The sequence below is a fragment of the Paractinoplanes pyxinae genome (genome assembly GCF_026626335.1).
In the GTDB taxonomy this organism is placed as follows: Bacteria; Actinomycetota; Actinomycetes; order Mycobacteriales; family Micromonosporaceae; genus Actinoplanes; species Actinoplanes pyxinae.
On the sequence record NZ_JAPNTZ010000005.1, the window covers coordinates 379,618 to 404,937 of the forward strand.

General features: G+C 72.1%; 23 protein-coding genes. 14 read left to right on the forward strand and 9 right to left on the reverse strand.

All coding sequences use genetic code 11. The features are described 5' to 3' along the window. Nucleotides 1-71: 71 nt before the first annotated feature. From mshC to OWR29_RS16190, 5 genes are all read right to left on the reverse strand, one after another. Nucleotides 72-1,310, reverse strand: coding sequence for a cysteine--1-D-myo-inosityl 2-amino-2-deoxy-alpha-D-glucopyranoside ligase (gene mshC / locus OWR29_RS16170; protein ID WP_267563649.1), 1,239 nt, complete (start codon nt 1,308-1,310; stop codon nt 72-74). A gap of 53 nt (nt 1,311-1,363) precedes the next feature. Further along, a complete protein-coding gene (locus OWR29_RS16175) occupies nt 1,364-2,179 on the reverse strand; it encodes an SCO1664 family protein (protein WP_438872599.1) in 816 nt (271 codons plus the stop codon). Then, nucleotides 2,176-2,775, reverse strand: a complete 600-nt coding sequence (locus OWR29_RS16180; protein ID WP_267563650.1) for a DUF3090 domain-containing protein — start codon at nt 2,773-2,775, stop codon at nt 2,176-2,178. Before OWR29_RS16180 ends, OWR29_RS16175 begins: the two co-directional genes overlap by 4 nt. 119 nt (nt 2,776-2,894) lie before the next feature. Then, a complete protein-coding gene (locus OWR29_RS16185; RefSeq protein WP_267563651.1) occupies nt 2,895-3,578 on the reverse strand; it encodes a histidine phosphatase family protein in 684 nt (227 codons plus the stop codon). Beyond that, on the reverse strand, nt 3,578-4,630 hold the full coding sequence (locus tag OWR29_RS16190; protein ID WP_267563652.1) for an LLM class F420-dependent oxidoreductase: 1,053 nt from the start codon (nt 4,628-4,630) through the stop codon (nt 3,578-3,580). Before OWR29_RS16190 ends, OWR29_RS16185 begins: the two co-directional genes overlap by 1 nt. A gap of 136 nt (nt 4,631-4,766) precedes the next feature. Here OWR29_RS16190 and OWR29_RS16195 point away from each other — a divergent pair, with 136 nt between their 5' ends. From OWR29_RS16195 to OWR29_RS16215, 5 genes are all read left to right on the forward strand, one after another. Next, entirely contained in the window at nt 4,767-5,762 is a 996-nt protein-coding gene (locus OWR29_RS16195; protein WP_267563653.1) for an aldo/keto reductase, read from the forward strand. Beyond that, a complete protein-coding gene (locus OWR29_RS16200; protein ID WP_267563654.1) occupies nt 5,763-6,890 on the forward strand; it encodes a sensor histidine kinase in 1,128 nt (375 codons plus the stop codon). After that, nucleotides 6,887-7,528: a response regulator transcription factor gene (locus tag OWR29_RS16205; RefSeq protein WP_267563655.1), complete on the forward strand. Its 642-nt coding sequence runs from the start codon at nt 6,887-6,889 to the stop codon at nt 7,526-7,528. The genes OWR29_RS16200 and OWR29_RS16205 overlap by 4 nt, the downstream gene beginning before the upstream one ends. 63 nt (nt 7,529-7,591) lie before the next feature. Continuing rightward, complete coding sequence (locus OWR29_RS16210) at nt 7,592-8,665, forward strand: hypothetical protein (RefSeq protein WP_267563658.1); 1,074 nt, start codon at nt 7,592-7,594, stop codon at nt 8,663-8,665. A gap of 5 nt (nt 8,666-8,670) precedes the next feature. Continuing rightward, nucleotides 8,671-8,862 carry a DUF5703 family protein gene (locus OWR29_RS16215; RefSeq protein ID WP_267563659.1) on the forward strand — a complete coding sequence of 64 codons (192 nt, stop codon included), beginning with the start codon at nt 8,671-8,673 and terminating at the stop codon, nt 8,860-8,862. A 51-nt stretch (nt 8,863-8,913) separates the two neighbouring features. Here OWR29_RS16215 and OWR29_RS16220 read toward each other — a convergent pair whose 3' ends face one another. After that, complete coding sequence (locus OWR29_RS16220) at nt 8,914-9,594, reverse strand: hypothetical protein (protein ID WP_267563660.1); 681 nt, start codon at nt 9,592-9,594, stop codon at nt 8,914-8,916. Nucleotides 9,595-9,616: 22 nt separating this feature from the next. Then, a complete protein-coding gene (locus OWR29_RS16225) occupies nt 9,617-10,927 on the reverse strand; it encodes a M20/M25/M40 family metallo-hydrolase (RefSeq protein ID WP_267563661.1) in 1,311 nt (436 codons plus the stop codon). 123 nt (nt 10,928-11,050) lie between these two features. Between OWR29_RS16225 and OWR29_RS16230 the strand changes: the two genes are divergently transcribed. Continuing rightward, on the forward strand, nt 11,051-11,629 hold the full coding sequence (locus OWR29_RS16230) for a hemerythrin domain-containing protein (protein WP_267563877.1): 579 nt from the start codon (nt 11,051-11,053) through the stop codon (nt 11,627-11,629). A 100-nt stretch (nt 11,630-11,729) separates the two neighbouring features. Beyond that, nucleotides 11,730-12,719, forward strand: a complete 990-nt coding sequence (locus OWR29_RS16235) for a LysR family transcriptional regulator (RefSeq protein WP_267563662.1) — start codon at nt 11,730-11,732, stop codon at nt 12,717-12,719. Between the two features lie 44 nt (nt 12,720-12,763). Here the strand turns inward: OWR29_RS16235 and OWR29_RS16240 are convergent, their stop codons facing one another. Next, entirely contained in the window at nt 12,764-15,295 is a 2,532-nt protein-coding gene (locus OWR29_RS16240; RefSeq protein ID WP_267563663.1) for an ATP-dependent Clp protease ATP-binding subunit, read from the reverse strand. Nucleotides 15,296-15,433: 138 nt separating this feature from the next. On the opposite strand from OWR29_RS16240, the gene OWR29_RS16245 reads away from it, so the two are divergent. The 7 genes from OWR29_RS16245 (at nt 15,434) to OWR29_RS16275 (ending at nt 22,011) form a co-directional block, all read left to right on the forward strand. Beyond that, the gene (locus tag OWR29_RS16245; RefSeq protein ID WP_267563664.1) at nt 15,434-15,814 is read left to right on the forward strand and encodes a PIN domain-containing protein; all 381 of its coding nucleotides are present in this window, start codon (nt 15,434-15,436) and stop codon (nt 15,812-15,814) included. A gap of 9 nt (nt 15,815-15,823) precedes the next feature. Then, on the forward strand, nt 15,824-15,994 hold the full coding sequence (locus OWR29_RS16250) for a hypothetical protein (RefSeq protein WP_267563665.1): 171 nt from the start codon (nt 15,824-15,826) through the stop codon (nt 15,992-15,994). A 53-nt stretch (nt 15,995-16,047) separates the two neighbouring features. Further along, nucleotides 16,048-17,244, forward strand: a complete 1,197-nt coding sequence (locus OWR29_RS16255) for an MFS transporter (RefSeq protein ID WP_267563666.1) — start codon at nt 16,048-16,050, stop codon at nt 17,242-17,244. Between the two features lie 249 nt (nt 17,245-17,493). Further along, nucleotides 17,494-17,754 (forward strand): hypothetical protein, encoded by a 261-nt coding sequence (locus tag OWR29_RS16260; RefSeq protein WP_267563667.1) that lies wholly within the window; start codon nt 17,494-17,496, stop codon nt 17,752-17,754. Nucleotides 17,755-17,758: 4 nt separating this feature from the next. Continuing rightward, entirely contained in the window at nt 17,759-18,646 is an 888-nt protein-coding gene (locus OWR29_RS16265; RefSeq protein WP_267563668.1) for a hypothetical protein, read from the forward strand. A 33-nt stretch (nt 18,647-18,679) separates the two neighbouring features. After that, on the forward strand, nt 18,680-21,307 hold the full coding sequence (locus tag OWR29_RS16270) for an FtsK/SpoIIIE domain-containing protein (RefSeq protein ID WP_267563669.1): 2,628 nt from the start codon (nt 18,680-18,682) through the stop codon (nt 21,305-21,307). After that, on the forward strand, nt 21,307-22,011 hold the full coding sequence (locus OWR29_RS16275) for a hypothetical protein (protein ID WP_267563671.1): 705 nt from the start codon (nt 21,307-21,309) through the stop codon (nt 22,009-22,011). The genes OWR29_RS16270 and OWR29_RS16275 overlap by 1 nt, the downstream gene beginning before the upstream one ends. A gap of 2,056 nt (nt 22,012-24,067) precedes the next feature. Here OWR29_RS16275 and OWR29_RS16280 read toward each other — a convergent pair. Further along, a complete protein-coding gene (locus tag OWR29_RS16280) occupies nt 24,068-25,318 on the reverse strand; it encodes a cupin domain-containing protein (protein ID WP_267563673.1) in 1,251 nt (416 codons plus the stop codon). Between the last annotated feature and the right edge of the window lie 2 nt (nt 25,319-25,320).

The following is a 25,320-nucleotide window of genomic DNA, read 5'->3' on the forward strand; positions in this document are numbered from 1 at the left end:
TTCCGAAACTGCCCAGTAGTCCCATTTGACCGTCTAGGGTCGTCGCGGGGCGACCCGCGCCCAGCCCAAAGTCAGAGACGCACGCCGAGCAGCGCGTCGACCGTCCGGGCCATGAGCGCCGGCGCCTCGTCGTCGTCCCCCGCGCCCGACAGCGCCGCCTCGGCCCAGGCGTCCACCACGGCCAGAGCCGCCGGCGAGTCGAGATCCCCGTTCAGCGCCTCACGCACCGCGGCCACCAGCCCCTCCCCCGACGGCCCGGCCGGCGCGGCCGCCGCCGAGCGCCAACGGGCCAGGCGATCCTCGCCCGCCTTGAGCACCTCGTCGGTCCACTCGCGGTCGCCCCGGTAGTGGCTGGAGAGCAGCCCCAGCCGCACCGCCATCGGGTCGACGCCGTCGCCGCGCAGGCGGGACACGAAGACCAGGTTGCCCTTGGACTTCGACATCTTCTCGCCGTCGAGCCCGATCATGCCCGCGTGCACGTAGTGGGTGGCGAACGGCGCCTGCCCGGTCAGCGTCTCGGCGTGCGCGGCCGAACATTCGTGGTGCGGGTAGAGCAGGTCGTTGCCGCCGCCCTGCACGTCGATGGTGTCGCCCAGTCGCTCGAGCGCGATCGTCGCGCACTCGATGTGCCAGCCCGGACGCCCGGGGCCGAGGTCGCCGCCGTCCCAGGCCGGCTCGCCGTCGCGGGCGCCGCGCCACAGCAGCGGGTCGAGCGGGTCACGCTTGCCGGCCCGGTCGGGGTCGCCGCCGCGCTCGCGGGACAGCGTGATCATCTCGTCGCGGGACAGGTTCGACTCGTACCCGAAGCGCGGGGCCGCCGCGATCGAGTAGTAGACGTCGCCCGTGCCGTCGTCGAGCGTGTACGCCGCGCCCGCCTCGATCAGCGAGGCGACGTGCTGGACGATCGAGGGAATCGACTCGACCGCGCCGACGTAGTGGGCCGGCGGGATGATCCGCAACGCCTCCATGTCCTCGCGGAACAGGGCCGTCTCGCGCATGCCGAGAACGATCCAGTCCTCGCCGTCGCGGGTCGCGCGCTCGAGCAGCGGGTCGTCGATGTCGGTGACGTTCTGAACGTAGTTGACGTCGAGCCCGGCGTCGCGCCAGGCCCGGTTCACCAGGTCGAACGTGATCATCGTGGCCGCGTGACCGAGGTGGGTGGCGTCGTAGGGCGTGATGCCGCAGACGTACATCGTCGCCGTGGGGCCGGGCGCCGTGGACGAGACTTCGCGGCGGGCCGAGTCGTAGAGGCGCGGCAGTTCGGCCTGGCCCGGCAGGGTCGGCACGTCGTGCCCGGTCCATGAATCCATGCTCAGAACACTATCCAGCACTTGTGTACGCCAGCGCGTCGGCGTGAACAAAACTACACAGGCGGCCAGGGGATCGCGGGCCAGTCCTGCGGCGGATCCGGGAAGCGTCCCCGTCGCAGCAGCCGCTTGGCCCGCAACCGGACGTTCTGCACCTCGGTGAGGGTCAGGTGCTCTTCGAGCGATTCCCCGAGTACGCCGTCGAGCGACGACAGCAGCGCGGGCAGCACCTCGGCCGCCTCGGGGATCAGCGGCTTGCCGGTCCAGCCCCACAGCACCGTGCGCAGCTTGTTCTCGACGTGGAAGCTGACGCCGTGGTCGACCCCGTGAATCGAGCCGGTGGCCGGGTAGAGCACGTGGCCGCCTTTGCGGTCGGCGTTGTTGATGACCGCGTCGAACACGGCCAGGCGAGCCAGGCGCTGGTCGTCCGCGTGGGCCAGCGCGTACGCGTCGCCGTCCTCGTCGCGGGCGTTGGCCACCGCCAGCCAGCCCTCGGGCACGTCGTAGGCCGGCACGAAGCCGATCAGCGACTCGGCCGTCTCGGGCTCGTCGATCCACAGCTGCAGCGCGCCCGAGCCGAGCGGGCCGTCGCGCAGGATCGTGGGCGGCACGAGATCCCACCCCGTCGCCTTGGACACCAGGTACGCCGAGACCTCACGGCCGGCCAAGGTGCCGTCGGGGAAGTCCCACAGCGGGCGCTCGCCCTGCACCGGCTTGTAGACGCAGCGGCGGGTGAGGCCGTCGAGCGTGATCTCGGCCCGCAGCGTGGTGTTGGACGCGTCGACGAGACGGCCCTCGATCTCGAGCCGGCCGCGGGCCAGCAGCTCGAGGGCGTCGGCCTCGGCCAGCGCCGCGGCGGGCTCGGTGGTCACCGGTGGTAGCCGTTGTGCCGGGGGCAGAGGTGGCCGGCCGGGTCGAGCGGCTGGCCGCAGAGCGGGCACGGCGGGCGACCGGCCGCCACCACCCGGCGGGCGCGGTCGATGAACGCGCGCGTCGCCTCGGGGGTCAGCCGCACCCGGAGCCGGTCGAGGTCGTCGTCGGGCTCGTCGGGGTCCTCGTCCTCGTCGTCCTCGACGACGGGGGCGTCGTCGTCGCCGCCCAGCTCGATCTCGACCTCGGCCTCGCCGGCCTCGATCGCCTCGATGACCACGGTGCTGGTGTCGACGTCGAAGGCCAGCCCCAGCGTGCCGACGCGGAACTCCTCGTCGACCGGGGTGTCGAGCGGCTCGTTGTCGTGGACGGCCAGCACGGGCGCCTCGGGCAGCGAGACGCCGAAGCGCTTGTTGGCCTCGACCAGCAGTTCCTCGAGCTTCTCGGCGAGCAGCGACACCTGGACCTTCTCCAGCGCGACGCTGACGACCCGTCCGCCGCCGCGGGCCTGCAGGAAGAACGTCCGGTCGCCGGGCTCGCCCACCGTCCCGGCGACGAACCGCTCCGGCGGCTCGAACGAGTGCACCTGGTGGGTCATGCGACCAACCCTAACCGCGAAGGGTACGGCCCGCGCAGCCCGGACGGCCGGGTTCGCCGAGGGCGCAACGCGCACCAGCCGGCGGTAACACGCCGGTCACACAGAGCAGTCAAACACGGTCATACCCCACCGCCGGCGCCACCGCCGACCGCGGCGTCGGAGCGCTCGGCGTCGGCCGACGGGGGCGGGATGAGCGACTGCAGGTCGGCGGTGTCGTTCAGGCGTACGACGAAGGGTCTGGTCGGGGTGTAGCGGATGACGCTGACCGAGGCCGGGTCGGCCACGATCCGCTGGAACTGGTCGAGGTGCAGGCCCATGGCGTCGGCCACGATGGCCTTGATCACATCACCGTGACTGCAGGCGAGCCACAGCGCGTCGGGCCCGTGCTCGGCCGAGATCTGCGCGTCCCAGCGGCGGATGGTGGCGATCGCGCGGGCCGACATGGCCGCCATCGCCTCGCCGTTCGGGAAGACGGCGGCGCTGGGGTGCTGCTGCACGACCGGCCAGAGCGGCTCTTTAGCCAGCTCTTTGAGGGGGCGGCCCTCCCAGTCGCCGTAGCCGCACTCGGTCAGCCCCTCGTCGACCACCGGCGCGCGGCCGGGCAGGGCCAGCTCGACGGTGGTGCGGCAACGGATCAGCGGGCTGGTCACGACGGCGGCCAGGGGCAGCGAGCGCAGCCGTTCGCCCGCGCGCTCGGCCTGGGCCCGGCCGGTGTCGTCGAGCTCCACCGGCAGGCGGCCGGCCAGCTCGCCGGTGGCGTTGGCGGTCGTGCGCCCGTGGCGCAGCAGCAGGACGGTGGCCACTACTCGGCCACGCCGGACTCTTCGTACGCCTCGGCGACGATCCGCAGGGTGTCGATGCCGCTCTTCAGGTCGCCCACGTACGGGCTGATCGACAGCGTGCCGACGCCGGCCGCGGCGTACTGCTTGATCCGCTCCTTGACCTGGATCTTGTTGCCCAGGATGGAGGTGCGCTCGATGAAGTCCTGCGGGACGGCCTCGGCGGCTTCCGCCTTCTGGCCGCTGAGGTACAGCTCCTGCACCCTGGCCGCCTCGTCGGCGTACCCCATGCGTACGGCCAATTGGTTGTAGAAGTTCTGCTCGCGACTGCCCATGCCGCCCACGTAGAGCGCCGCGTAGGGCCGGATGACGTCGGCGCACCAGGCCACGTTGTCGCCGATCACGACGGGCACGCTGGGCGCCACGTCGAAGCCGGTCAGCCCCAGGCCCTTCTTGGCCCGGCCGCGCTCGATGTGCTGCAGGTATTCGCCGGCCGCGTCGGGCGCGAAGAAGATGGCCAGCCAGCCGTCGGCGATCTCGCCCGCCAGCTCGAGGTTCTTGGGGCCGACGGCGGCCAGATAGATCGGCACGGCCTCACGCGGCGGGTGGAAGCCGAGCCGCAGCGCCTTGCCGGGACCGTCGGGCAGCGGCAGGGTGTGGTGTTCGCCCTGGTACGACACCGGCTGCCGGGCGATGGCCATCTTCACGATCTCGACGTACTCGCGGGTGCGCGACAGCGGCTTGGCGAACCGCACGCCGTGCCAGCCCTCGGAGACCTGCGGGCCGCTGACGCCCAGGCCGAGGCGGAACCGGCCGCCCGACAACGTGTCGATGGTGGCCGCGGTCATGGCGGTCATGGCCGGCGTACGCGCGGGAATCTGCATCACCGCGGCGCCCAGGTCGATCTGCTGCGTCTGCCCGGCGATCCAGGCCAGCATGCTCACCGAGTCCGACCCGTACGCCTCGGCCGACCACACCACGGCATAGCCGAGCCGGTCCGCCTCCTGCGCCATGGCCAGATGGTCGGCGGGCGTCGTCCACGCCGCCTGATAGCCGAGATTGAGTCCGAGCCGCACGATGTCCCCCTCCGCCCATGAACAACGTCACCCGAAGCCTACTGACTGTCCCGAGTCCGATTTCCGTCCGGTTACCGACGGGGTTGACGCGGGTGCGGGCATTTCGCTATGTGCGCCGTCTGAATAAGGTTCACTCATGCTGCAACGACCGCTCGGCCGTAGCGGGCTGGCGGTTTCGCGGCTCGCCCTCGGCACCATGACCTGGGGCCGGGACACCGACCCCGACGACGCGGCCGCCCAGCTCAAGCTGTTTCTCGAGGCCGGCGGCACGCTGCTCGACACGGCCGACGTGTACGGCGACGGGGACGCCGAGGCCGTGATCGGCTCGCTGCTCGACCATCTGGTGCCGCGCGACGAAGTGGTGATCGCCACCAAGGCCGGTCTCACCCCGCACGGTTTCCGCCGCCGCGACGGCTCCCGCGGCAACCTGCTGCGCTCGCTGGACGCGTCGCTGCGCCGGCTCGGCACCGACTACGTCGACCTGTGGCAGGTGCACGGCAACGACCCGATGACCCCGCTCGACGAGACGCTGGGGGCGCTCGACCACGCCGTGAACAGCGGCCGCGTGCGGTACGTGGGTGTGTCCAACTTCGCTGCGTGGCAGACCGCCCGGGCCTCGACCTGGCAGTCGGCCTACCCCGGCCGGGCCCCGATCGTGGCCGCCCAGATGGAGTACTCGCTGCTCGAACGGGGCATCGAGCGCGAGCTGCTGCCCGCCTCGGCCGCGCTCGGGTTCGGCGTGCTGGCCTGGTCGCCGCTGGGCCGGGGCGTGCTGACCGGCAAGTACCGCAACGGCCGCCCGCTCGACTCGCGCGCGGCCACCGAGCATCTGGCCCCGTTCGTGCAGACGTACCTCGAGCCGCGCAGCTCCAGCATCGTGCAGGCGGTCGTCACGGCCGCGTCGGGGCTGGGCGTCTCGCCGGTCGAGGTGGCGCTGGCCTGGATCCGCGACCGCCCCGGGGTGGCCGCGCCGATCCTGGGCGCCCGCACGGCCGGTCAGCTGCAGGGCGCGCTGCAGAGCGAGGACCTGACCCTGCCGGCCGAGATCGCGAACGCGCTCGACGACGTCTCGGCCATCGACGTCGGCTACCCCGAACGCGAGGGTGTCGGCTACCCGGACGGCGAAGGCTGAATGTTCCGCCCGCTGATCAGCGCCACGACGTATCGGCGGGCCGTCTTCCTGCTTCTCGGCGCGGTCGTGGCCCTCCCCTACGTGCTGGTCGGCGCGCTGATCGTCGGCATGTTCGCCGGTGCGGACGAAGACCTACCGGGCATCATCGCCACCGGGGTGGTCGCCGCCGCCATCGCCGCGGTCCCGCCGTTCCTGGGCGGCACCCGCGAGCTGGAGATCGCCGCGGCCCGCTCGCTGCTCGGCGTCGACCTGCCGGCGCACGACCGGAACCGTCCGATGGCCCGCGAGACCCGCGTGCGGGCCGCCCTGTGGTTCGGGCTGCACCTGCTCAGCGGGGTGGTGATCGGGGCCGGCGTGCTGATCGCGGTTCCGCTCGCGGTGCTCTCGATCTTCGGGCAGGAACGGCTGCTCGGCCCGGTGCCCGGCGTCGCTGTCGGCGTCGCGCTGGCCGTCGTGACGCTCTACGTGACGGCCGGACTGGGCTCGCTCGCCGCCACCATGGCCCCGGTGCTGCTCGGACCGTCGCCGGCCGAGCGGGTGGCCCACCTCGAGGCCCAGGAACGCCGCCTGGCCGAGCGCAACCGGCTGGCCCGCGAGCTGCACGACTCGGTCGGGCACGCGCTGACCGCGGTCACCTTGCAGGCGGGCGCGGCCCGGACGGTCTTCGACAGCGACCTTCCCTTCGCGCGGCAAGCCCTGGAGAACATCGAAGAGCTCGGTCGTACGGCCCTGGAAGAGCTCGACGCCGTGCTCGGGCTGCTGCGGGACGCCGAGGCGCCGACCCTGCGCGACCTCGACCGCCTGCTCACCGCCGAGGTCGACTCGGACGTCGGCGGCGTGGACGTGCCCGAGCCGATCTCGCGGGAGGCCTACCGCATCGTCCAGGAAACGTTGACCAACGCGGCCAAGCACGGCCGGGGCCGCACCCGGCTCCGGATCACCGTCGAGGACGAGCTCGTCATCGAGGTCAGCAATCAGATCGGGCCGTCCCGGGCGAGAACCGGCGGCCGGGGTCTGGCGGGCATGCGCGAACGCGTACGGTTGCTCGGCGGCGACCTGCAGGCCGGGGCTCAGGACGGGGTGTGGCGGGTCGTGGCCCGCCTGCCGAACGGGGGTGACGCCGGGTGACCCGGGTGCTGATCGTGGACGACGACGACCTGATCCGGGCCGGGCTGCGAGCCGTCCTGACTGCGACCGGCGACGTGACGGTGGTCGGCGAGGCGGCCGACGGCGACGAGGTCGTCCCCCAGGCGGTCAAGCTGCGCCCCGACGTCGTGCTGATGGACGTGCGCATGCCGCGCATCGACGGCCTGCAGGCCACCCGGCTGCTGCTCGACCGCTTCGACGACCCGCCCCGCGTGCTGGTGCTGACCACCTTCGAGAACGACGAGTACGTGTACGAGGCACTGGCCGCCGGGGCCAGCGGCTTCCTGCTCAAGCGGGCCCGTCCGGAACGCATCGCCGAGGCCGTGCGCCTGGTCGCCCAGGGCGACTCGCTGCTGTTCCCGGCCGCCGTGCGCCGCCTGGCCGCCGCCCACCAGCGTCCGGCCGAGGGCCGCCTGCCGGGCGTGCGGCTGACCGAGCGCGAGGCCGAGGTGCTGGCGCTCATGGCCGAGGGCCTGTCCAACGCCGAGATCGCCGCCCGCCTGGTGCTCGGCGTCGAGACGATCAAGACCCATGTCGGCAGCATCCTCGGCAAGCTCGGGGTCCGCGACCGTACGCAGGCGGTCGTCACCGCGTACCGCTCGGGCTTCATCTCCCCCTGAGGAGGGACCTCGTTCCCCCTCCGCCGGGATCTGCCGCGCCCCGATCGCCGAGATCGTCGAGACATGACGAACACGGCACAGAAACTCGCGGCCGGCTGGGCCGCCCTCTACGGAACCGTCGCGCTGATCTGGACGGTGACCGGCCGCGGCTTTCCGTACGGCCCGGGTCAGCGCAACATGCAGACCAGCCCCCTGCGGGCGCTCGACCCTTCGGTCGGCGCGCCCCTGTTCGCCGGAGTTCTGCTGCTGACCGCGGTGGCCCTGCTGTTCATGAGCGGCCGCCCGGCCGCCTCCCGGCCGTTGCGGATCACCCTTCTGGCGTACGTCGGGCTGGTCGCAGCCGTCCTTCTGGTCGTGCTGCCGGACACCCGGCTGCTGACCGTGGCCGGCTATCTGCCGATGCTCATCGTCGGCTTCCCGTTCGGGTGGCCGCCGGTCGACTACTCCACCGTCTTCACCTGGACCCTGGCCAACCAGGCGTTCGCCGTCGCCGGCGGGCTCCTGCTGGTCCGGGCCGCTGTGCGCTGGCACTTCGCCGTCACGGGGGCGTGCGAGGAGTGCGGGCGCGACCGGCGGGCCGCCGGCTGGACCTCCCGCGAGTCGGCGGCCCGCTGGGGCCGGTGGGCGGTGGGCGTGGCGGCGGTCATCCCGGTCAGCTACGCCGTGGTCCGCCTGGCCTGGGTGGCCGGGATCCCGCTGGGCATCTCGCGCGAGTTCCTGCGGGAGATGCAGGAGACGGGACTCGTCTGGGCCGGCTTCGGGCTCGCGTCCTTCGCCGTGGCCGGCGCGATCCTCACCCTGGGCCTGGTCCAGCGGTGGGGCGAGACCTTCCCGCGATGGATGGTCGGGCTGGCCGGCCGGCGGGTGCCGATCAAGCTGGCGACCGTGCCGGCCACGCTCGTGACGATCTTTGTGATGTCCGCCTCGGTGGCCTTCTACGCCGAGCCCGGCTTCCTGGCCAAGGTGGCCGAGGACGGGCTGGTCGTCGCGCCCATGCTGGCCTGGCCGTTCTGGAGCCTGGCCCTGGGCGCGGCCACTCTCGCCTATTACCTCCGGCGGCGTCCGGCCTGCGTGACCTGCGGCCGAGGCGACCCGGCTCCGGTACTGGTGCCCAGGCAGGAGGCGGGAGCATATTAGACGCCATGGACTACGAATACGCGCCGCTGCGGTTGCCCTCGAATGTCGATCGGTTGACCGCGGCGGCGCAGCTCGCCATTCAGGCGGAATTCTCGGGGTGGGAGCTGGCCCGCGTCCAGCTCTTCCGGGACGGCACCCGCAAGGTGATGCTCCGCCGCCGCATCCAGCCCAGCCCTCAGCCGGGGCTGAGCTACTGAGAAAGGCCCGTCCGTGCGGACGGGCCTTTCCTGGTCACAACTTCAGACGTCTCAGTGCTGGTGACCGGCGTGATCGTGGTCGTGGTCGTCCTCGTCGGGCAGGAACGGGTGCTCGTCGAGCCGCCCGACCAGCAGGTCACCCTCCTTGGGCGCGAACGGGCCCTCGCCGTCGGAGTCCTCGAACTCGTCGAGGTCGAGCGGCGTGGCGATCTCGCTGACGGTGAGCAGGCCGTCAAGCGGCTCCAGCTCGGGCACGTCCAGCGACGACAGCGAGCCGTCACCCGCCTGCAGCAGCTCGAGCACGGCCTCGCCGACCGTCTCGACCGGGCCGGCGTCCTCGTCCTCGGGCACCGAGGAGCGGCGCGCGTCCTCCGCCCGGCGCAGCAGGGCCGACACGCTGGGCACGCGGTAGTCGCGGCGCTGACGCACCGACAGCACCTGGGGGTACGGGTCACCCGTACCGGCGCCGTCGGCCCCCTCGACACCCAGGCCGAAACGCTGCTCGGCCTCGTCCGGATCGATCGACTCGACGTCCCACGGCGTCACCTCGCCGTACGCGTCGAGCAGCTTCTCGTCGTAGGCGAACGAGGCGTTGTTCAGGTTGACGTACGCCTGCCAGACACCGTCGTCGTCAACACGGCCCTCGGCCGCCTTGACCGCCGCGAGGTGCGCCCGGGAGGCCTCGATCACCCGCTCGAGGGCGGCGTCGAGCTCCTGGTTCTGGTCGGTCATCGGTATGGGTCCTTCCAACAGGTCAGCTGTTCCGGAGCAGACGGTCGAGCACACGCACGCCGAACTTTAGCCCCTCGACCGGGACCCGCTCGTCGATGCCGTGGAACAACGAGGCGAAGTTCAGGTCGGCGGGAAGCCGCAGCGGGGCGAACCCGAAGCAACGGATGCCGAGAGTCGAGAACGCCTTCGCGTCCGTGCCGCCCGACATCAGGTACGGCACGGTACGCGCACCCGGATCCTCGGCGCGCAGCGCGGCCCCCATCGCGTCGACCAGCGCGCCGTCGAACGACGTCTCCACGGCCGGCTGCTGGTGGACGTGTTCGATCTCGATGTCGGGCCCGATCAGATCGCGCAGGGCGGCCAGGAACGAGTCGGCCTCGCCGGGCAGCGTGCGGCAGTCGATCGTGGCCGACGCCCGGCCCGGAATGACGTTGTCCTTGTAGCCGGCCTCGAGGCGGGTCGGGTTGGCCGTGTTCCTGATGGTGGCGCCGATCAGGTTGGCGATCGGGCCCAGCTTGGCGATGGCCAGCTCGGGCTCGGCCGGGTCGATGTCGATGTGCAGCGCGTCGCCGACCTGCTCGAGGAAGGCCCGCACGGTCGGCGTGACGACGGTCGGGAACCGGTGGTGGCCGACCCGGGACACCGCCTCGGCCAGGTTGGTGACGGCGTTGTCGTCGTGGATGAACGAGCCGTGGCCGGGGCGGCCGGTGGCGTGCAGGCGCAGCCAGTCCAGCCCCTTCTCGGCCGTCTGCACCAGGTACAGCCGCAGGTCGTCGTTCACCGTGTAGGAGTACCCGCCGACCTCGCCGACGGCCTCGGTGCAGCCCTCGAACTTCTCGCGGTGGTTCTCGACCAGCCACTGCGAGCCGTACTGCATGCCGGCTTCCTCGTCGGCGGTGTAGCAGAGCACGATGTCGCGCGGGGGGACGTAGCCCGTACGGGCCCAGTCGCGCACCACCGCGAGCATCATCGCGTCGAAGTCCTTCATGTCGATCGCGCCGCGGCCCCACAGGTAGCCGTCCTTCTCCTCGCCCGAGAAGGGGTCGACCGACCACTCGCTCGCGTCGGCCGGCACCACGTCGAGGTGGCCGTGCACGAGCAACGCGCCGCGGCTGCGGTCGACCCCGGGGATGCGGGCGATCAGGTTGGCCCGCTTCGGCGCCGACTCGTGCAGCTCGACCTCGATGCCGGCGTCGGTCAGCTTCGCGGCGACGTACTCGGCGGCGACGCGCTCACCGACCGTGGTGCGCGGGTCGCCGGTGTTGGTGGTGTCGATGCGCAGCAGGTCACGGCAGATGCCTACGACCTCGTCGGCGGCGGCGGTGGTCTCCATCGCCCCTTCTTACCAGCAGCATGTAACAAGCCTTTAGTCAGATCAAAGGGCGGGGGGCGGGGCGGTCGGACGGGCCTGTTTATCTGGAGCAGTGGTCGGGGTAATGCGGCGCGCGTGTCTTCCTTGAATCTTCCTCCGCTGCCGCCGGTGGGTGGCGAGACCACCGGCCGCAACGTCGTCGACGTGATCACCGAGGAACACCGCGAGCTGCTGGAGCTGTGCGACCGCCTGGTCGCCGCGCCCGACGACAAACGCCTGGCCGGTGTCGTGATCGCCGAGCTCTCGCGCCACCTGAGCGCCGAGGAGCAATACCTCTACCCCGCCGTACGCCGAACTGTCCCCGGCGGCGAGGAGCTCACCGAGCGCGAGCTGGCCGAGGACCACCAGCTGTTGATCACTCTGCAACAACTGCAGAAAGAACTGTCGGCCGACAGGATCCGGGCCGTCGCCGACGCCGTACGCCGGCACGTGGACGCCGACGCCGAGGAGTTGCTGCCCGTCCTCGTGCAGATGGTGCCGATCGAGGACCTGATCCGCGTCGGCAACCGCTTCGAGACGGCCGAGGAGGCGGCGCCGACCCGCCCTCATCCGGGCACGCCGTCGGCCCCGCCGTGGAACAAAGTGGTCGATCCGGCCGTCGCCGTTGTGGACAAACTGCGCGATGCAGTCACGCGCCGGACGACGTACGCCAAGGATTTGTAGGCATTACACCGGATTGGTTAACCCATTTGTCACAAGTGGGGGATCTTTCACCGCGCCATAGGGCTAGCCTTCGATGTCTTCCAGGTCCTAACGTCACGTTATGAACCTGGAGCTGCGGCATCTCAAGGTGGTCTGCGCCATCGCGGAGACCGGCAGCGTCACCAAGGCGGCATCGCAGCTCGGGCTGGCCCAGCCGGCCCTGACCGCGCAGCTGCAGCGCATCGAACGCACTCTGGGCGGCCCGCTGTTCGAGCGGGACCGTCGCGGCGCCCGGCCCACGGCGCTGGGCGAGCTGGTGCTGGCCCGGGCCCGGGTGCTGCTGCCGGCCATGAAAGGTCTGCAGGACGAGGCGGCCCGCCTGGCCGGCGCGTCCGGGGCCGACACCATGAGCCGCTACCGCATCGGGGCGCTGGGCGGCCCGATCATCGGCGGCATGGTGTCCCGGCTCTCCCAGGCCCAGCCCGAGGCCCAGATCACCACCCACGCCTCCTACTACGTCGACGACCTGGCCAACATGGTGCTGGCCGGCAAGCTCGACTACGCCCAGGTCGGCGTGTGCGGCGACGCCTTCCCGTCGGCCGACTACGGGCTAGTCTGGCAGACGATCGCCATCGACGGCATCTGCGCGCTGATGCCCGAGGACCATCCGGGCGCCAAAGAGGTCGACGTCGACCTGGCCGAACTGGCCTCGGAGTCGTGGGTGGCGGCCACCGGGGACGGCTGCTTCGGCGACTGCTTCGCGGCGGCCTGCGCCCGGGCCGGCTTCACCCCGCGGCGCATGCTCGAGAGCGACGTCCGCGGCTGCGTCGACATGGTCGAGTCGGGCATGGCGCTCGCGCTCTGCCAGGGCACGTTCCGGCCGCCGCCGGGGCTCACCTCGCGCCCGCTGCGCGGCGCCCCGCTGCGCTGGCGGCTGGTGCTGGGCTGGCATCCCGACTCGCCGGCCGCTTTGGGCGCCGACAAGATGATGGAGATGGCCCAGGAGGCCTATCAAGAGGTCGTGGAGCGCAACCCCGACTTCGTCGACTGGATGGCCGACCACCCGCAACTGGGCGTGGTCCGCGGCTTGACCACGGCGCACGAGAAATAGAAAAGGGGCCCGGCGCGATGCCGGGCCCCTTTCTCGTACGTGGATCAGGCGCTGACGGGCGAGGCGACCTCGAAGGTCAGCTTGCCGTCGGCCGCGTCCACCTTGACCGTCTGACCGGGCGCCAGGTCGGCCCCGAGCAGCATGGTCGACAGCCGGTTGTCCAGCTCACGCTGGATGACCCGGCGCAGCGGGCGGGCGCCGAACTCGGGCTGGAAGCCCTTCTCGGCCAGCCAGTCGACCGCCGCCGTGGTGATCTCCAGGGTGACGTCCTGGTTGTGCAGCCGGCGCCGCGTCTCGTCGAGCATCAGCTCGGTGATCTGGCGGACCTGCTCCTGCTCCAGCTGCCGGAAGACGATGATCTCGTCGATCCGGTTGATGAACTCGGGCCGCAGCTGCTCCTTGAGCCGCCGGTCGAGCCGGTCACGCAGCTCCTCGTCGGGCGAGGCGCCGCCGGCCGCACCGAAACCGACGCTGCGGCGCGTGCCGTTGATCAGATCGGAGCCGATGTTGCTGGTCATGATCAGCACGGTGTTCTTGAAGCTCACCGTGCGGCCCTGGCTGTCGGTCAGCCGCCCGTCGTCCAGCACCTGCAGCAGGATGTTGAACACGTCGGGGTGGGCCTTCTCGATCTCGTCCAGCAGCACCACGCTGTACGGCCGGCGGCGGACCGCCTCGGTCAGCTGCCCCGCCTCGTCGTAGCCGACGTAGCCGGGAGGCGCCCCGACCAGCCGCGACACGGTGTGCCGCTCCTGGAACTCGCTCATGTCGAGCCGGATCATCCGGTCCGAGTCGCCGAACAGCGCCTCGGCCAGCGAACGGGCCAGCTCGGTCTTGCCGACACCGGTCGGGCCCAGGAACAGGAAGCTGCCCACGGGCCGGTCCGGGTCGCCCAGCCCGGCACGCGACCGGCGCACCGACTCGGCCACGGCGGCCACCGCGTCGTCCTGGCCGACCACCCGCTCGTGCAGGTGCGCCTCGAGACGCAGCAGACGTTCGCGCTCCTCCTCGGTCAACTGCGCGACCGGGATGCCCGTGGCCCGCGAGACGACCTCGGCGATGTCGGCCTCGGTGACGTGCGGAACCGCGTCGGAACCGGCGCCGCCCTTCTCGATCTCGGCCTTGAGCTGGTTGATCTCGTCGCGCAGGGCCGACGCCTTCTCGTAGTTCTCGGCCGCGACGGCCTGGTCGCGGTCGCGGGAGAGCTCGTCGAGCCTGCGCTCACGCTCGCGCACACCGGCGTCGGGGGTCTTGACCCGCAGGCGCACCCGGGCGCCGGCCTGGTCGATCAGGTCGATCGCCTTGTCCGGCAGGAACCGGTCGGTGATGTAGCGGTCGGACAGCTCCGCCGCGGCGTCGAGCGCCTCGTCGGTGATCCGCACCTGGTGGTGCGCCTCGTAGTTGTCGCGCAGCCCGCGCAGGATCTGCACGGTGTCCTCGACCGACGGCTCGCCCACCAGCACCGGCTGGAAGCGACGGGCCAGGGCCGCGTCCTTCTCGATGTACTTGCGGTACTCGTCGAGCGTGGTCGCGCCGACCACCCGCAGCTGACCGCGGGCCAGGGCCGGCTTGAGCATGTTGCTCGCGTCCATGCCGCCGCCGTCGCCACCGCCGCCACCGGCGCCGACCAGGGTGTGGATCTCGTCCAGGAAGACGATCAGACCCTCGCCCTCGTTCTGGATCTCGTCGATGACCTTGCGCAGGCGCTCCTCGAAGTCGCCCCGGTAGCGGGTGCCCGCGACCAGGCCGGCCAGGTCGAGCTGGATGACCCGCTTGCCCTCCAGGGTCAGCGGCACGTCACCGTCCACGATGCGCTGGGCCAGGCCCTCGACGATGGCGGTCTTGCCCACGCCGGCCTCGCCGATCAGCACCGGGTTGTTCTTGGTGCGCCGGGACAGGATCTCGACGGCCTGCTCGATCTCGTCGGCGCGGCCGATCACCGGGTCGATCTCGCCCCGGCGGGCCAGCTCGGTGAGGTCGACGCCGTACTGCTCCAGCGTCGGGGTGTTGGGGTTGCTGGGAGCGCCGCCCCGGCTCTGCGGCGCCTTGGGCTCGGAGCCGCCCTGCTGCTGCAGCGCCTGGGGGTCGAGCTTGCCGGCGAGCAGACGCCCGGCGGCCGAGTCGGCGTTGAGGCCGAGCGCCATCAGAATGTGCTCGGGACCGACGTACGAGGAACCCAGCGCCCGAGAGATCTGCAAGCTGTCGAGCAGCGCGCGCTTGGCCGCGGGGGTCAGCGCCACCTGGGCGGGCAGGTCCTCGCGGACCCCAGCCGGACGACCGAGGGCCGCCAACAACGAGTCGGGGTCGGCGCCGGCGCGGCGCACGGTCTGCTTCATCGGCTCCTGCTGCAGCACCGACCACAGCAGGTGGTCGGTGTCGAGGTCGGCGACCGGCCGGTCGGGATCGGCGAGCTCGGCCGCGCGACGGGCGGCCCCGGAGAGAACCTCACGGGCGTCGCCACTCATGTACTTCGTGATGTCGATGCGCGCCGAACGGCGCGGGTCCGCCGCACCGAAGAAGCGCGCGAAGAAGTCGTCCCACTGGCCGGGACCAGTCGGTCCGATCGGTCCGATGCTCATACGTCTTCTCTTCTCTTCTTCTCGTAACTTCCGTCCGTGACGGGTCGGTACCCCGCCGCGCACGCCCCGTATCAGCGCTGTGTGCCAGCCCTCCATTCCCGATTTCCGGGAAAAGTTGACTCGGGTAGGCTCAACTTCATGACCGTACCTCTGGTGGTCGTCGACGGGGCCAACGTCGTCGGTTCCGTCCCCGACGGATGGTGGCGCGACCGCGCCGGGGCCGCCGAACGGTTGCGCGACGCGCTGGCTCCGGTGCTCGCCACCGGTCTCCCCGATCTTCCCGCCCCGATCGAGATCGCGCTGGTCGTCGAGGGTAAGGCGCGTGAAGTCGGCGCCACTGACAACGGCATTTCCGTCGTACGGGCGTCCGGCTCGGGCGACGATGCGATCGCCGATTTGGTACGCGTCTCGGCGCCCACGCGGCGGGTCGTGGTGATCACCGCCGACCGCGGGCTGCGCGACCGGGTCACCGCCTTCGGCGCCGAGGTGAGGGGCCCCACAAGCGTCCCGCGCCGCTAGGATGTGAGCGTGATCGCACGCCCGGTGACCCGCGTCTGGGCTCCCGCTGGGAGCTGGATCACCCCCGCGCTGCCGCTCTACGGCGACGATCACGAGCGCCGCGACTTCGCGCCCGCACGTTCACTCCGCGATCTGCCCCTCTGGGCGCCTCCGCCGCTCTGGCCCCCGTGGCCGGCCTGAGCCGCCTCCTTTCTCTTTCTTCTCGCGGTCCGCGATCCTCGGAGTGAACCCCCATGTCTGCCCTGCCCGCCGAGCGGGCCGGCGCCCGTGCCGTGCTGCGCCAGCCCTTCGTGCCCCTCGTCCTCACCGCCAGCCAGATCGGGCGCCTGCCGCTGGGCGCGGCGCCGCTGGCCCTGCTGCTGTTCGCGCGCGAGTCGGTCAGCCTCGTCGTCGCCGGGGCGCTGGTGGCCGTCTTCACCGCCGGGATGGCCGTGGGCGCGCCCGTGCTGGCCCGCGCGGTCGACCGCTGGCGGCAACCCCCGATTCTGTACGGGTCGGCTGCCCTGTCGGCGGTCGGCTACGTCATCGTCTCGCTCGCCCCGGGACGCCCGCTGGTGATCGGGCTCGGCGCCGCGCTGGCCGGGCTGGGCACCCCGCCGCTGGAGGCGTGCCTGCGCGCGCTGTGGCCGGCCCTGGTGCCGGCGAACACCGTGCACGCCGCGTACGCCCTGGACATCGCCCTGCAAGAGGTCATCTTCGTGGCCGGGCCGCTGGTGACCCTGGCCGCCGTGGCGATCGGCGGCCCCACGGCGGGGCTCTACGCGGCGGCGATCTTCCAGCTGGTGGGCGTCGTCGCCTTTGTGCGCGCCCCGGCCGTACGTGAATGGCGCGGGACCAGCACTCACCGCCACTGGCTGGGTCCGTTGCGGGCTCGGCGACTGGCCGTGATGGTGACCGGCATCGCGTTCGCCGGGGCCGCGGTCGGCAGCATCCCGGTGGTGCTGACCGGGTACGCCGAGGCGGCCGGCGACCGCTCGCTGACCGGCTGGCTGCTGGCCGCGCAGGCCGGTGGCGCGCTGGTCGGTGGCCTGCTCTACACCCGCGCGACTCCCGGCGGCCCGCGCCGGCTGCCGTTGCTGGCCGCCCTGTTCGCCGTCGGGTACCTGCCCCTGCTGATCGCGCCGGGCACTGCCGCCATGACCGTCCTGCTGGTCCTCAGTGGTGTCATGCTCCCGCCGCTGCTGACCGCCGTCTTCCTCAACGCCGATCGGCTGGCCCCGCCCGGCACCGCCGTGGAGGCGTTCGCCTGGATCATGACCGCGTTCAGCGTGGGCAGCGCCCTGGGCGCAGCCGCGGCCGGCCCGCTGACCGACACCGGCGTACGCGTCGGCTTCGCCTTCGCCCCCGTGGCTGCCCTGTTCTGCATCGCCGCCATGGCCGCCACCGTCCACACCCGCCACCGCGCCCGGGAGCCGCGCTCGCGGGGGTGAAAAGATCGCCCGTGAGCTGCACTGATGGTTCCGTGCGGGGCCGGTGGGCAGTAACTCTCAGGATTCATTCCTGTTCAGTCAGCGGTCGGATCTCGGACTCGGGCGGCGCCGGTGATGCGTACGGGTATGACCCTTTCCAATAGGGACGATCGGGCCGCTCGGATGGGGGGCGGCCCGGGCAGCCGGGAAAGGGCGTGGCAGTAGTCTGGCGTGAAGAGTCGAGTTCCCCTTAGCAGGAGGCACAACGCGGTGGCGAGTGTCGCTGAAGTCAAAGCGGCTGTGGATGCTGCACTGCAGCAGGTCACCGAGGGGCAGCAGGCCATACAGGCCGCCCGGGAGAAGCTGGGCGAGGCTCAGCAGAGCCTGGCCGCCGCGCTCGAAGGCAGCGGCAGCGACGCGGTCGGCACCGCGCACGCCTCGCTGTCGCAGGCCGACCAGTCGCTCGAGGACTGCCTGAGCGCGACGCTGCAGGCCGTCGAGCAGGCACAGACCTACACGGCGCAGCTCTGACGAGATGTCGCTGATCCAGGACCTCGGCGCCCAGCTCCGCGCGACCTCGGAGGAGCTGCCCACCGGTCAGATCACCGTCGCGCTCGAGAAGCTGCGCAGCGCCACCGAACTGCTGATGTGGGTGCGCGAGACGTCGGTCGACCCGGTCGGCGTGCCGCAGCTGGGCAACGCCACCGAGCACGCCGAACGGGCCGCGGCCGCGATCCGCCTCGCGCAGGACTCGATCGCCCGCTACCTCGCGAGCATCGGACTGTCCGGCGATGCCGCCGCTCCGCCCGACCGCGATTGGAAGGCCGGCCTCGAACAGCCCGAGAAGGTGCAGCCGCAAGAGGCGGAGGCCGCTCCCCCGCCCGAGCAGCTCGGCCCGTGGTGGCAGCAGCGGGTGACCCAGCTGACCGGCGAGCCGGCGCCCGAGAAGCGTGAGGGCGAGAAGGGGCCGGACACGGCCGAGCTGCTGCGGCGGGTCGCCTCGGGGGTCCGGGCCGGCGACCGCGCCCGCCTCGGCCGCGAGTTGCACGGGGTGAACGCCTCGACCGGTCTGGCCCTGTCGGCGGTCAGTTCGCCGGTGCTGAGCCGCCTGGCCGGTGACCTGCTCGGGCACGAGCCCCGGCCCGAGGACGTGCCCCGGCTGCGTTCGGCGGCCGAGGGCCGGGTCCGATCGCTGCTGCCGGGCACCTCCCCGGCCGTACTGGAAACGTTGATCGCCCGCATCTGCCGCGTGCCGGCCCAGGGGTCGTCGGGCAGCCCGGCCACCCACCCGGCCGACAGCGCCGTCACCGCCGGCGTGCTCACCGGCGTCCTGCTGGCTCGCCTGGGCCGCGACGCGGGCACGCTCGACGCGTCCGCACCCGACCCGGTGCGCCGCCCCACCGAGGCCACCGACCAGCGATGACGCACGAGACGACGACCGGGAACGGGCCGAACCATGCCTGACTCGACCGCACAGCAGGTGATGGTGATCCGGGCCGGCCTGTCGCACGCGCTCGGCGCGGCGTCGACCGCCCTGCAGGCCGCCCGCGAGCAGTACGCCCGCGCGGTCGACCGCCGCCGCCGGGTCACCGAGGCGGCCGAGGCCCGCCGGCACAAGGTGGCCGCGGCCCGCGACACCCGGCTGGCCGAGATCGACCAGCAGCACAAGACCGACCTGGCCGCGTACGCCGAGGCCGCCGCGGCCGCGGCCGATCGGGCCGCCCCGGGCGCGGCCGGCGACCCCTGGGACGACTGGCAGCCGACCCCGCTCGACCGGGCCGCCGAGCTGCGGATCGGCCGGCTGCTGCTACCTCACCCCGAGGACGTGCCGGCCCTGGTGCCGCTGCTCGACCGCGGTCACGTGGTGGTGCGGGGCGACCGGACGCTGGGCGACGAGGTGGTGGCCGGCCTGCTGCTGCGGGCGCTCGGCACCGCTCCGCCGGGCGGGGTGCAGATCATCGGATACGACCCGGAGCACCTGGGCGGCGGCCTGGCCCGGTTCGCGCCGCTGGCCCCGGTCAATGTGCTCACCTTCGTCGGTCCGGGCGGGCTGGGCGCGCTGCTGGACGACCTGACCGACCAGGTACGCCGGATCAACGAGACTGTGCTGGCCGGCGAGTACACGTCGCTGCGCGAGCTGAACGCGGCCACCCACCGGCGGCCCGAGCCGTGGCGGATCGCCGTGCTGCTCGGCGTGGGCGAGCTGAGCCGGGCCGAGCAGGCGCAGCTGCAGCGGCTGCTGCGCACCGGGGCGGCCTGCGGCGTGCATCTGATCATTCAGGGGCTGCCGGTGGCTGCCGCCGAGGGCATCGAGTTCATCACCGCGGCGCCGGGCGACCGGGCCAGTATGAGCAGTGCGGGGGCGTTACCCGTACGGCTGGACAGTGGCCCGCCGCAGGCGGTCGTGGCCGCGACCTGCCGCCGCATCGCCGAAGCCGTCGCCGCCGGACCGGCCCCCGTCGCCCTCGACAGCCTGCTGCCGCAGGAAGAGTGGCAAGAGAAGTCGGCCGCCGGCCTGACCGCGCCCCTCGGCGACAGCCCGCAGGGGGTGCCGGTGCAGGTGACGCTGTCCGACTATCCGCCGCACGCGCTGATCGCCGGCCCGTCCGGCACCGGCAAGACCAACCTCATCTACGCCTGGATGGGTTCGCTGGCCGCCCGCTACTCCCCCGCCGAGCTGGCCTTCTACCTGCTCGACTTCAAGGAGGGCGTGTCGTTCGCCCGGTTCGCGCCGGGCCGCCGCGACCAGACCTGGCTGCCGCACGTGCGCCTGGTCGGGGTCAACGTCAACACCGACCGCGAGTTCGGGCTGGCGCTGCTGCGCTTCCTGGGCGAGGAGCTGCGCCGCCGGGCCGACGCGGCCAAGCGGTACGAGGTGACCAACCTGGCCGAGCTGCGGGCCGAGGACCCGGAGGGCTCGTGGCCGCGGATCGTCGCCGTCATCGACGAGTTCCAGGTGCTGCTGTCCGGGCGCGACGCGGTCGAGAAAGAGGCCGTCGACCTGCTCGAAGACCTGGCCCGGCGGGGTCGCTCGCAGGGCATCCACATGATCCTGGCCAGCCAGGACGTGTCCGGCATCGAGGCACTGTGGGGGCGGCCGGCCCTGGTCGCCCAGTTCTCGCTGCGTATCGCCCTGCCCCGGGCCCGCCGGGTGCTGGCCGAGCAGAACACGGCGGCCGAGTCGCTGCCCCGCTACCACGCGGTGGTCAACGCCGATTCGGGCGCGGTCGAGGCGAACCGGGTGGTGCGGGTGCCGGCGGCGGGCGACCGGGAACGCTGGAACGCGCTGCAGCACCGGTTGTGGCGGCGCCGTCCGGACGACATCCCGCCGCGGCTGTTCGACGGTGATGTGGTGCCGCGCCTGGCCGACAGCCCCGACTTCCGGCGCCTGACCCCGGCCGAGCAGATGCCGGCTCCGGTGGTTCTGCTGGGTGAGACCATCGACGTCGAGGCCCGTTCCGCCCGTACGGTGTTACGCCGCGCACCCGGGCGGAATCTAGCCGTACTGGGAACCCGGACCGAAGAGGCGTGCGCGGTGATAGCCACGGCCGCCCTGTCGTTGGCCGCGCAGTTCCCGCCCGACGGCGCCCGCTATTCGATCCTGTGCCTCGACCCGGACGCCCGGCCAGCCGCGGCCGCACTCTGCGCCCAACTGCCCGACTGCGGCTGGTACGAGCACGACAACGCCGACTGGGTGCTGGAGGACGCGGCGGCCGAGTCGGAGGCGTCCTGGCCGGCCGACCGCCCCCACTTCCTGCTGATCTACGCGGCCGACGCGTTGCCGGGCGGCAAGAGCGCGGCCGACCAGCTGCGGACGATCCTGCGCCAAGGCCCGGAAAGGCGTATCCACGTGCTGGGTTGGTGGCGCGGCGCGGCCCTGCTGCGGGAGGCGCTGGGCGGCCCCGCGTCACGCACCGACCCGATCGGCTCGTGGGTGGCGCTGGACGTGCACGGCAGCGAACTGGCCCCGTTCTATCCCGGCACGACGACGCCCGCCTGGTATCCCCGCCCGTGGCGCGCCCTGCACTTCGACCGCTCGGTGCACCGCGGCGCCGAGGTGATCATCCCGTACGGAGTCAGCTGATGAACGAGAGCGGACTGCAGCCGGCCGACTTCGCCACCGCCACCTACCGCAGCGTCCTGCGCCGCCTGACCACGCTGGACGACGAGGCCGCCACCCAGCGGGCCGAGGCCCAGCACTGGCACGACGGCCGCCTGGCCGCCGCCGACGAGGCAGTGCAGAACGCGACCGACGCGGTAGAGGACGCGAAACGGGCCGTCGCCGCCGCCCAGCGAACGGTCGAAGAGGTGGACGCCCGAGCCGCCGGCCTGTGGTCCGAGTACGTGCACAAGGTAGGCCCGGTCGCCGAACGCTACGGCCGCATGGTGCCCCCCGCAGCCATCCCCCGCCAGCGAACCGACCGCGACGCCACCGACTACCTGGACGAGGTAGCCACGAAGGTCAAATACACGGCCCCGGCCCGCCCCATCACCGGCGGCGTGAAGATGCTGTTCGCCGTGTTCGGCTTCCTGGGCGGCGTGGCCGGCGCGGTACTTAATCAGGTGCTACGCCAGGCCGGCGACACCACCACGGACGGCACCTGGCAGGACGCCTTGCCGGTGCTGGCTCTGCTCGCCTTGCTGGCCTGCCCGGTGCTCGCGGTGGTCGGCGCCAAGCGGGTAGCCGACCGCCGAGGAACCGGCCTGGACGCCACCACTGTGGCTACGGTCTTGATCACTGGGCTGGTTACTGCTGGGGTGCTGGTTGCCGCCCTACGCACCGCCTGACCGAGCTTCGTCCACAGTCGTCGGTTATCCACAGCCCTCCAGGCGGCCCGGCCCATTTCCGCGATAATTACCGGCGAGGGCTCCCCCGGTGGCCGGGCTGCGGGGTGTTCTTACGGTGGCGGCTCGCCGGGGCCGCTCGGGTTGGTGACGGCTTGCCGGGGCCACTCGGGTTGGTGACGGCTTGCCGGGGCCGCTCGAATTGGTGGCGGCTTGCGGGCGGCCCGGGTTCGTGGCGGCTTGCCGGGCGGCCTGGGTTGGTGGCGGCTTGCTCGGCGGCCTGGATTGGTGGCGGCTTTCTCGGCTGGTCAGGGATGGCGGCACTCCACTCGGACGGGCCTGGCGAGTGCGATCCGGCCGGGCGTCCCTGGTGATAGCGGCGTGCTCGGACTGCCTGGGTGGCGGCCCGAGGACGGCCGAGGCGGGCTTTCCGGATGCCGGCGGCTTGGTTGACGGGCTGCGACGTTGCGTGGAATGGCGTTGGGCCGTGGGTCGGCGTGCGGTTCGGTGGCGCCTCGGACGTGCTGCCGGGGTTGGCGGCAACGCTTCCTCGAGAACGGCCGCACGCACCCGGTGGGTGGCTTCTTCGGCGCTCGGTGGCGGAGAACGGAAGCAGGGCGCGGCTATTCGAGTGGCGGGGCGGCGCTATTGCGCGGCTGCGGCGCGAGCGCGGCTGGGCGTTCGGACGAGGTGTCGACGGGCGTGGCGGCGACACGGCTTCCGGCTTGGGCGCGACGCGGTCTGCGGTTTGGTGTGCGACAACGGCTTCCGGCGGCTGAGTCACGGCGGAAGCGTCGCGTTGCTGCTGCAGGTACGCATTTCGCCGCACGGCTGGGACAGCCGGGTGACTAGCTGGCGGGGCGGTGGGCCTGTCTTCCGGCCCGGGCGCGGCGGCGGGTGTGGCGGCAACGCCTAGGCGGCTGGCGGAAGGTGCGTTAAGCCTGCCCTTCGGCGCGGGCACGGCGGCGGGTGTGGCTGGAACGGCCAGGTGGCTCGCGGGCGGAGCGGTGGGCCTGTCGCTCGGCGCGGGCGCGGCGGCTGGTGTGGCTGGACGAACGATGTCGGCGACTCGAGCGGGCGAGGGTGCTGCTGGTGGTGGCGAGGGTCGCCGCTCGGGTGGGACGCGGGGTGGGCTCGCCGACGGGGGGCTGTTGGCTGCCTCGAGGGTGGCTGCGGCTCGGCGTAGGTGGGCGAGTTTGGCGGCGTGTCGTTGTTGGAGGCCCCAAGCGCGGTGGCGTTCGTGTTCGCGGCGGAACTCTTCGCCTGCGGGAGAATAGTTTCGGCGGCGGGTTCGGTCACGCATTTTCGCCAACTCTGCCGAGGTGAAGAACTGTAGCTGCCGCATGCATACATTGTCTCGCAGAAGGGCTCATTCGACAGCAAGTCGATCATGCCAATATAACGGCGCGACAATTCTATGGCTAGCGTATTGGACGGACGGCTGAGCTCCGAGCGGAGAGACGCGGCACAACTGGATCAACTCAGCCAGGAGAACGTTTTCGCAGCTCAGCGCGCCCGGATCTTCGCACCTGCCCCGCAGTAAGCCATGGACAGCCCGAGCGCCAAGAAGAAGGCGAACGGGCGCGACGGCCCGCACTCCACCTGACGTCAGAGCAGCAGTAAGGAACGCTTTACTCGCCATATTTCGGACGGCTCAAGGCCTTTGAATGGCACGAGCGATGATGAAGGCGCTTAATCCAAATATTCGGCCCCGCCAACGATTATGAACATAAGCAGGAGGCACGCTCAGAGGAGGCAGCGACGCCCACCTCAGCCACGACGCCGCAGGCTTGGCGTCCAACCCACCCACCCACCGGCCGCAACTGGCCGCACATCAGCGCAACCACGACGCCGCTGGCCTGGCAACCAACCCCAGCCACCCACCAGCCCCAAACGGCCGCACATCAGCGAAACCACGACGCCGCTGGCCTGGCAACCAACCCCAGCCACCCACCAGCCGCAACCGGCCGCATACTTCCGACTGGCACCAGGCCGACCCCAGACAGCAGCCGGCCGCACCCTCCGGCAATCCGAAGAGTACGGCCGACCTACGACATTCTCAGCGCCCCGGAACGACCAGCGCCTCCTTCAACAACCGACGCCCCAGCACAACCCGGTCACCATCGTCATCCAGCGGCAGATCCCCCACCCGAACCGCTTCCCCGCTCAAGGCAAGCCGCAAAGCCGCCGAGCAATACCCCGGGAAGCGCATCGACCGCCCCACCAACCGCAACGACACATGGTCCGGCCCATCGTCCTCGAGCTGCCAGCGCAGCCCTTCGCGTACGCGAATGTGGTCGTCGACCTGCAGGCCCGAAGCGAAATCCAGCTGGGCCAACGGGCTCACCGGCTCCGGCCGGGCGGACGGCCAGTCGCGGGCTCGTAGCCGGGCGGCCACCGAGGCCGGGTCGACGCTCGTGAGCCAGTCGCGCAAGGCCTCAACGGTCTCGGTCAGTTCGGGTTCGATCGCTTCGGGGTCGGACACGTCCACCGCGTACGGCAGGGTGGCTCGCAGGCGGGCGTCGGACGCGGCCAGGGCCAGCAGTTCCTCGACCACGGCGTAGCGGGTCAGGGCCCGTACCCCGATGGTCAGGTGCAGGGACCGCGTGCCTTGCGCCTCGGCTGAGTGGAGCCAGCCTCGCGGCAGGTAGAGGGCGTCGCCAGGTGCCAGGACCACGTCCATGTCCGGCTCGCCCTGGGCGGTGGCCGAGACCTCGTCGGCTCGGCCGCCCCAGGCCTGCTTCTCCAGTGGATCCTGCAGCACGGGGGCGTGCAGGCGCCAGCGTTTGGTGCCGTCCACCTGCAGCACGAACACGTCGTGGGTGTCGTAGTGAGTGCTGAAGCCCTGGCTACCGGGCGGCGTCAGGTAGGCGTTGACCTGCAGCGGGCGGCGGAGTTCGGCGCCGAGTTGGCGGGTGTAGTCGATGAGCGGGGGCCACAGGCGGTGCAGGCCCTGCAGCACCAGGGTGGCTCCGCCGGCGTACAGGGACATGACCTGGTCGTCCTGCACCTGGTCGCTGATCTCGGCGCCCGCGCCGCCGCCGCCGGTGAAGCGGGACGGGGGCAGCACCTTGCCCTGCTGGGCTACCCGCAGGAACGGGGTGCGCAGGCCGCGGCGGCTCAGCAGCTCATCCACGGCGTCGGGTGAGAGCAGGTCGGTGAAGCCGCCGGCGCCCGCGAGCTCGCCGGCGCGGGACAGCAGCGGCGCCTTGCCCCAGTACGCGGCGGCGAACTTGCCCGGCTCGACGGATACCGCACGGGACAGCGCCGGGCGGGAGCCGCCCGGCGCTTCGTCAGTGAATCCGGGCATTG

Coding starts and splice junctions, on each gene's coding strand:
- mshC (WP_267563649.1), bottom strand. CDS start 1,310: ATGGATTCATGGACCGGGCACGACGTGCCGACCCTGCCGGGCCAGGCC.
- OWR29_RS16180 (WP_267563650.1), bottom strand. CDS start 2,775: ATGACCCACCAGGTGCACTCGTTCGAGCCGCCGGAGCGGTTCGTCGCC.
- OWR29_RS16195 (WP_267563653.1), top strand. CDS start 4,767: ATGCTGCAACGACCGCTCGGCCGTAGCGGGCTGGCGGTTTCGCGGCTC.
- OWR29_RS16200 (WP_267563654.1), top strand. CDS start 5,763: ATGTTCCGCCCGCTGATCAGCGCCACGACGTATCGGCGGGCCGTCTTC.
- OWR29_RS16210 (WP_267563658.1), top strand. CDS start 7,592: ATGACGAACACGGCACAGAAACTCGCGGCCGGCTGGGCCGCCCTCTAC.
- OWR29_RS16215 (WP_267563659.1), top strand. CDS start 8,671: ATGGACTACGAATACGCGCCGCTGCGGTTGCCCTCGAATGTCGATCGG.
- OWR29_RS16220 (WP_267563660.1), bottom strand. CDS start 9,594: ATGACCGACCAGAACCAGGAGCTCGACGCCGCCCTCGAGCGGGTGATC.
- OWR29_RS16225 (WP_267563661.1), bottom strand. CDS start 10,927: ATGGAGACCACCGCCGCCGCCGACGAGGTCGTAGGCATCTGCCGTGAC.
- OWR29_RS16235 (WP_267563662.1), top strand. CDS start 11,730: ATGAACCTGGAGCTGCGGCATCTCAAGGTGGTCTGCGCCATCGCGGAG.
- OWR29_RS16240 (WP_267563663.1), bottom strand. CDS start 15,295: ATGAGCATCGGACCGATCGGACCGACTGGTCCCGGCCAGTGGGACGAC.
- OWR29_RS16245 (WP_267563664.1), top strand. CDS start 15,434: ATGACCGTACCTCTGGTGGTCGTCGACGGGGCCAACGTCGTCGGTTCC.
- OWR29_RS16255 (WP_267563666.1), top strand. CDS start 16,048: ATGTCTGCCCTGCCCGCCGAGCGGGCCGGCGCCCGTGCCGTGCTGCGC.
- OWR29_RS16265 (WP_267563668.1), top strand. CDS start 17,759: ATGTCGCTGATCCAGGACCTCGGCGCCCAGCTCCGCGCGACCTCGGAG.
- OWR29_RS16270 (WP_267563669.1), top strand. CDS start 18,680: ATGCCTGACTCGACCGCACAGCAGGTGATGGTGATCCGGGCCGGCCTG.
- OWR29_RS16275 (WP_267563671.1), top strand. CDS start 21,307: ATGAACGAGAGCGGACTGCAGCCGGCCGACTTCGCCACCGCCACCTAC.
- OWR29_RS16280 (WP_267563673.1), bottom strand. CDS start 25,318: ATGCCCGGATTCACTGACGAAGCGCCGGGCGGCTCCCGCCCGGCGCTG.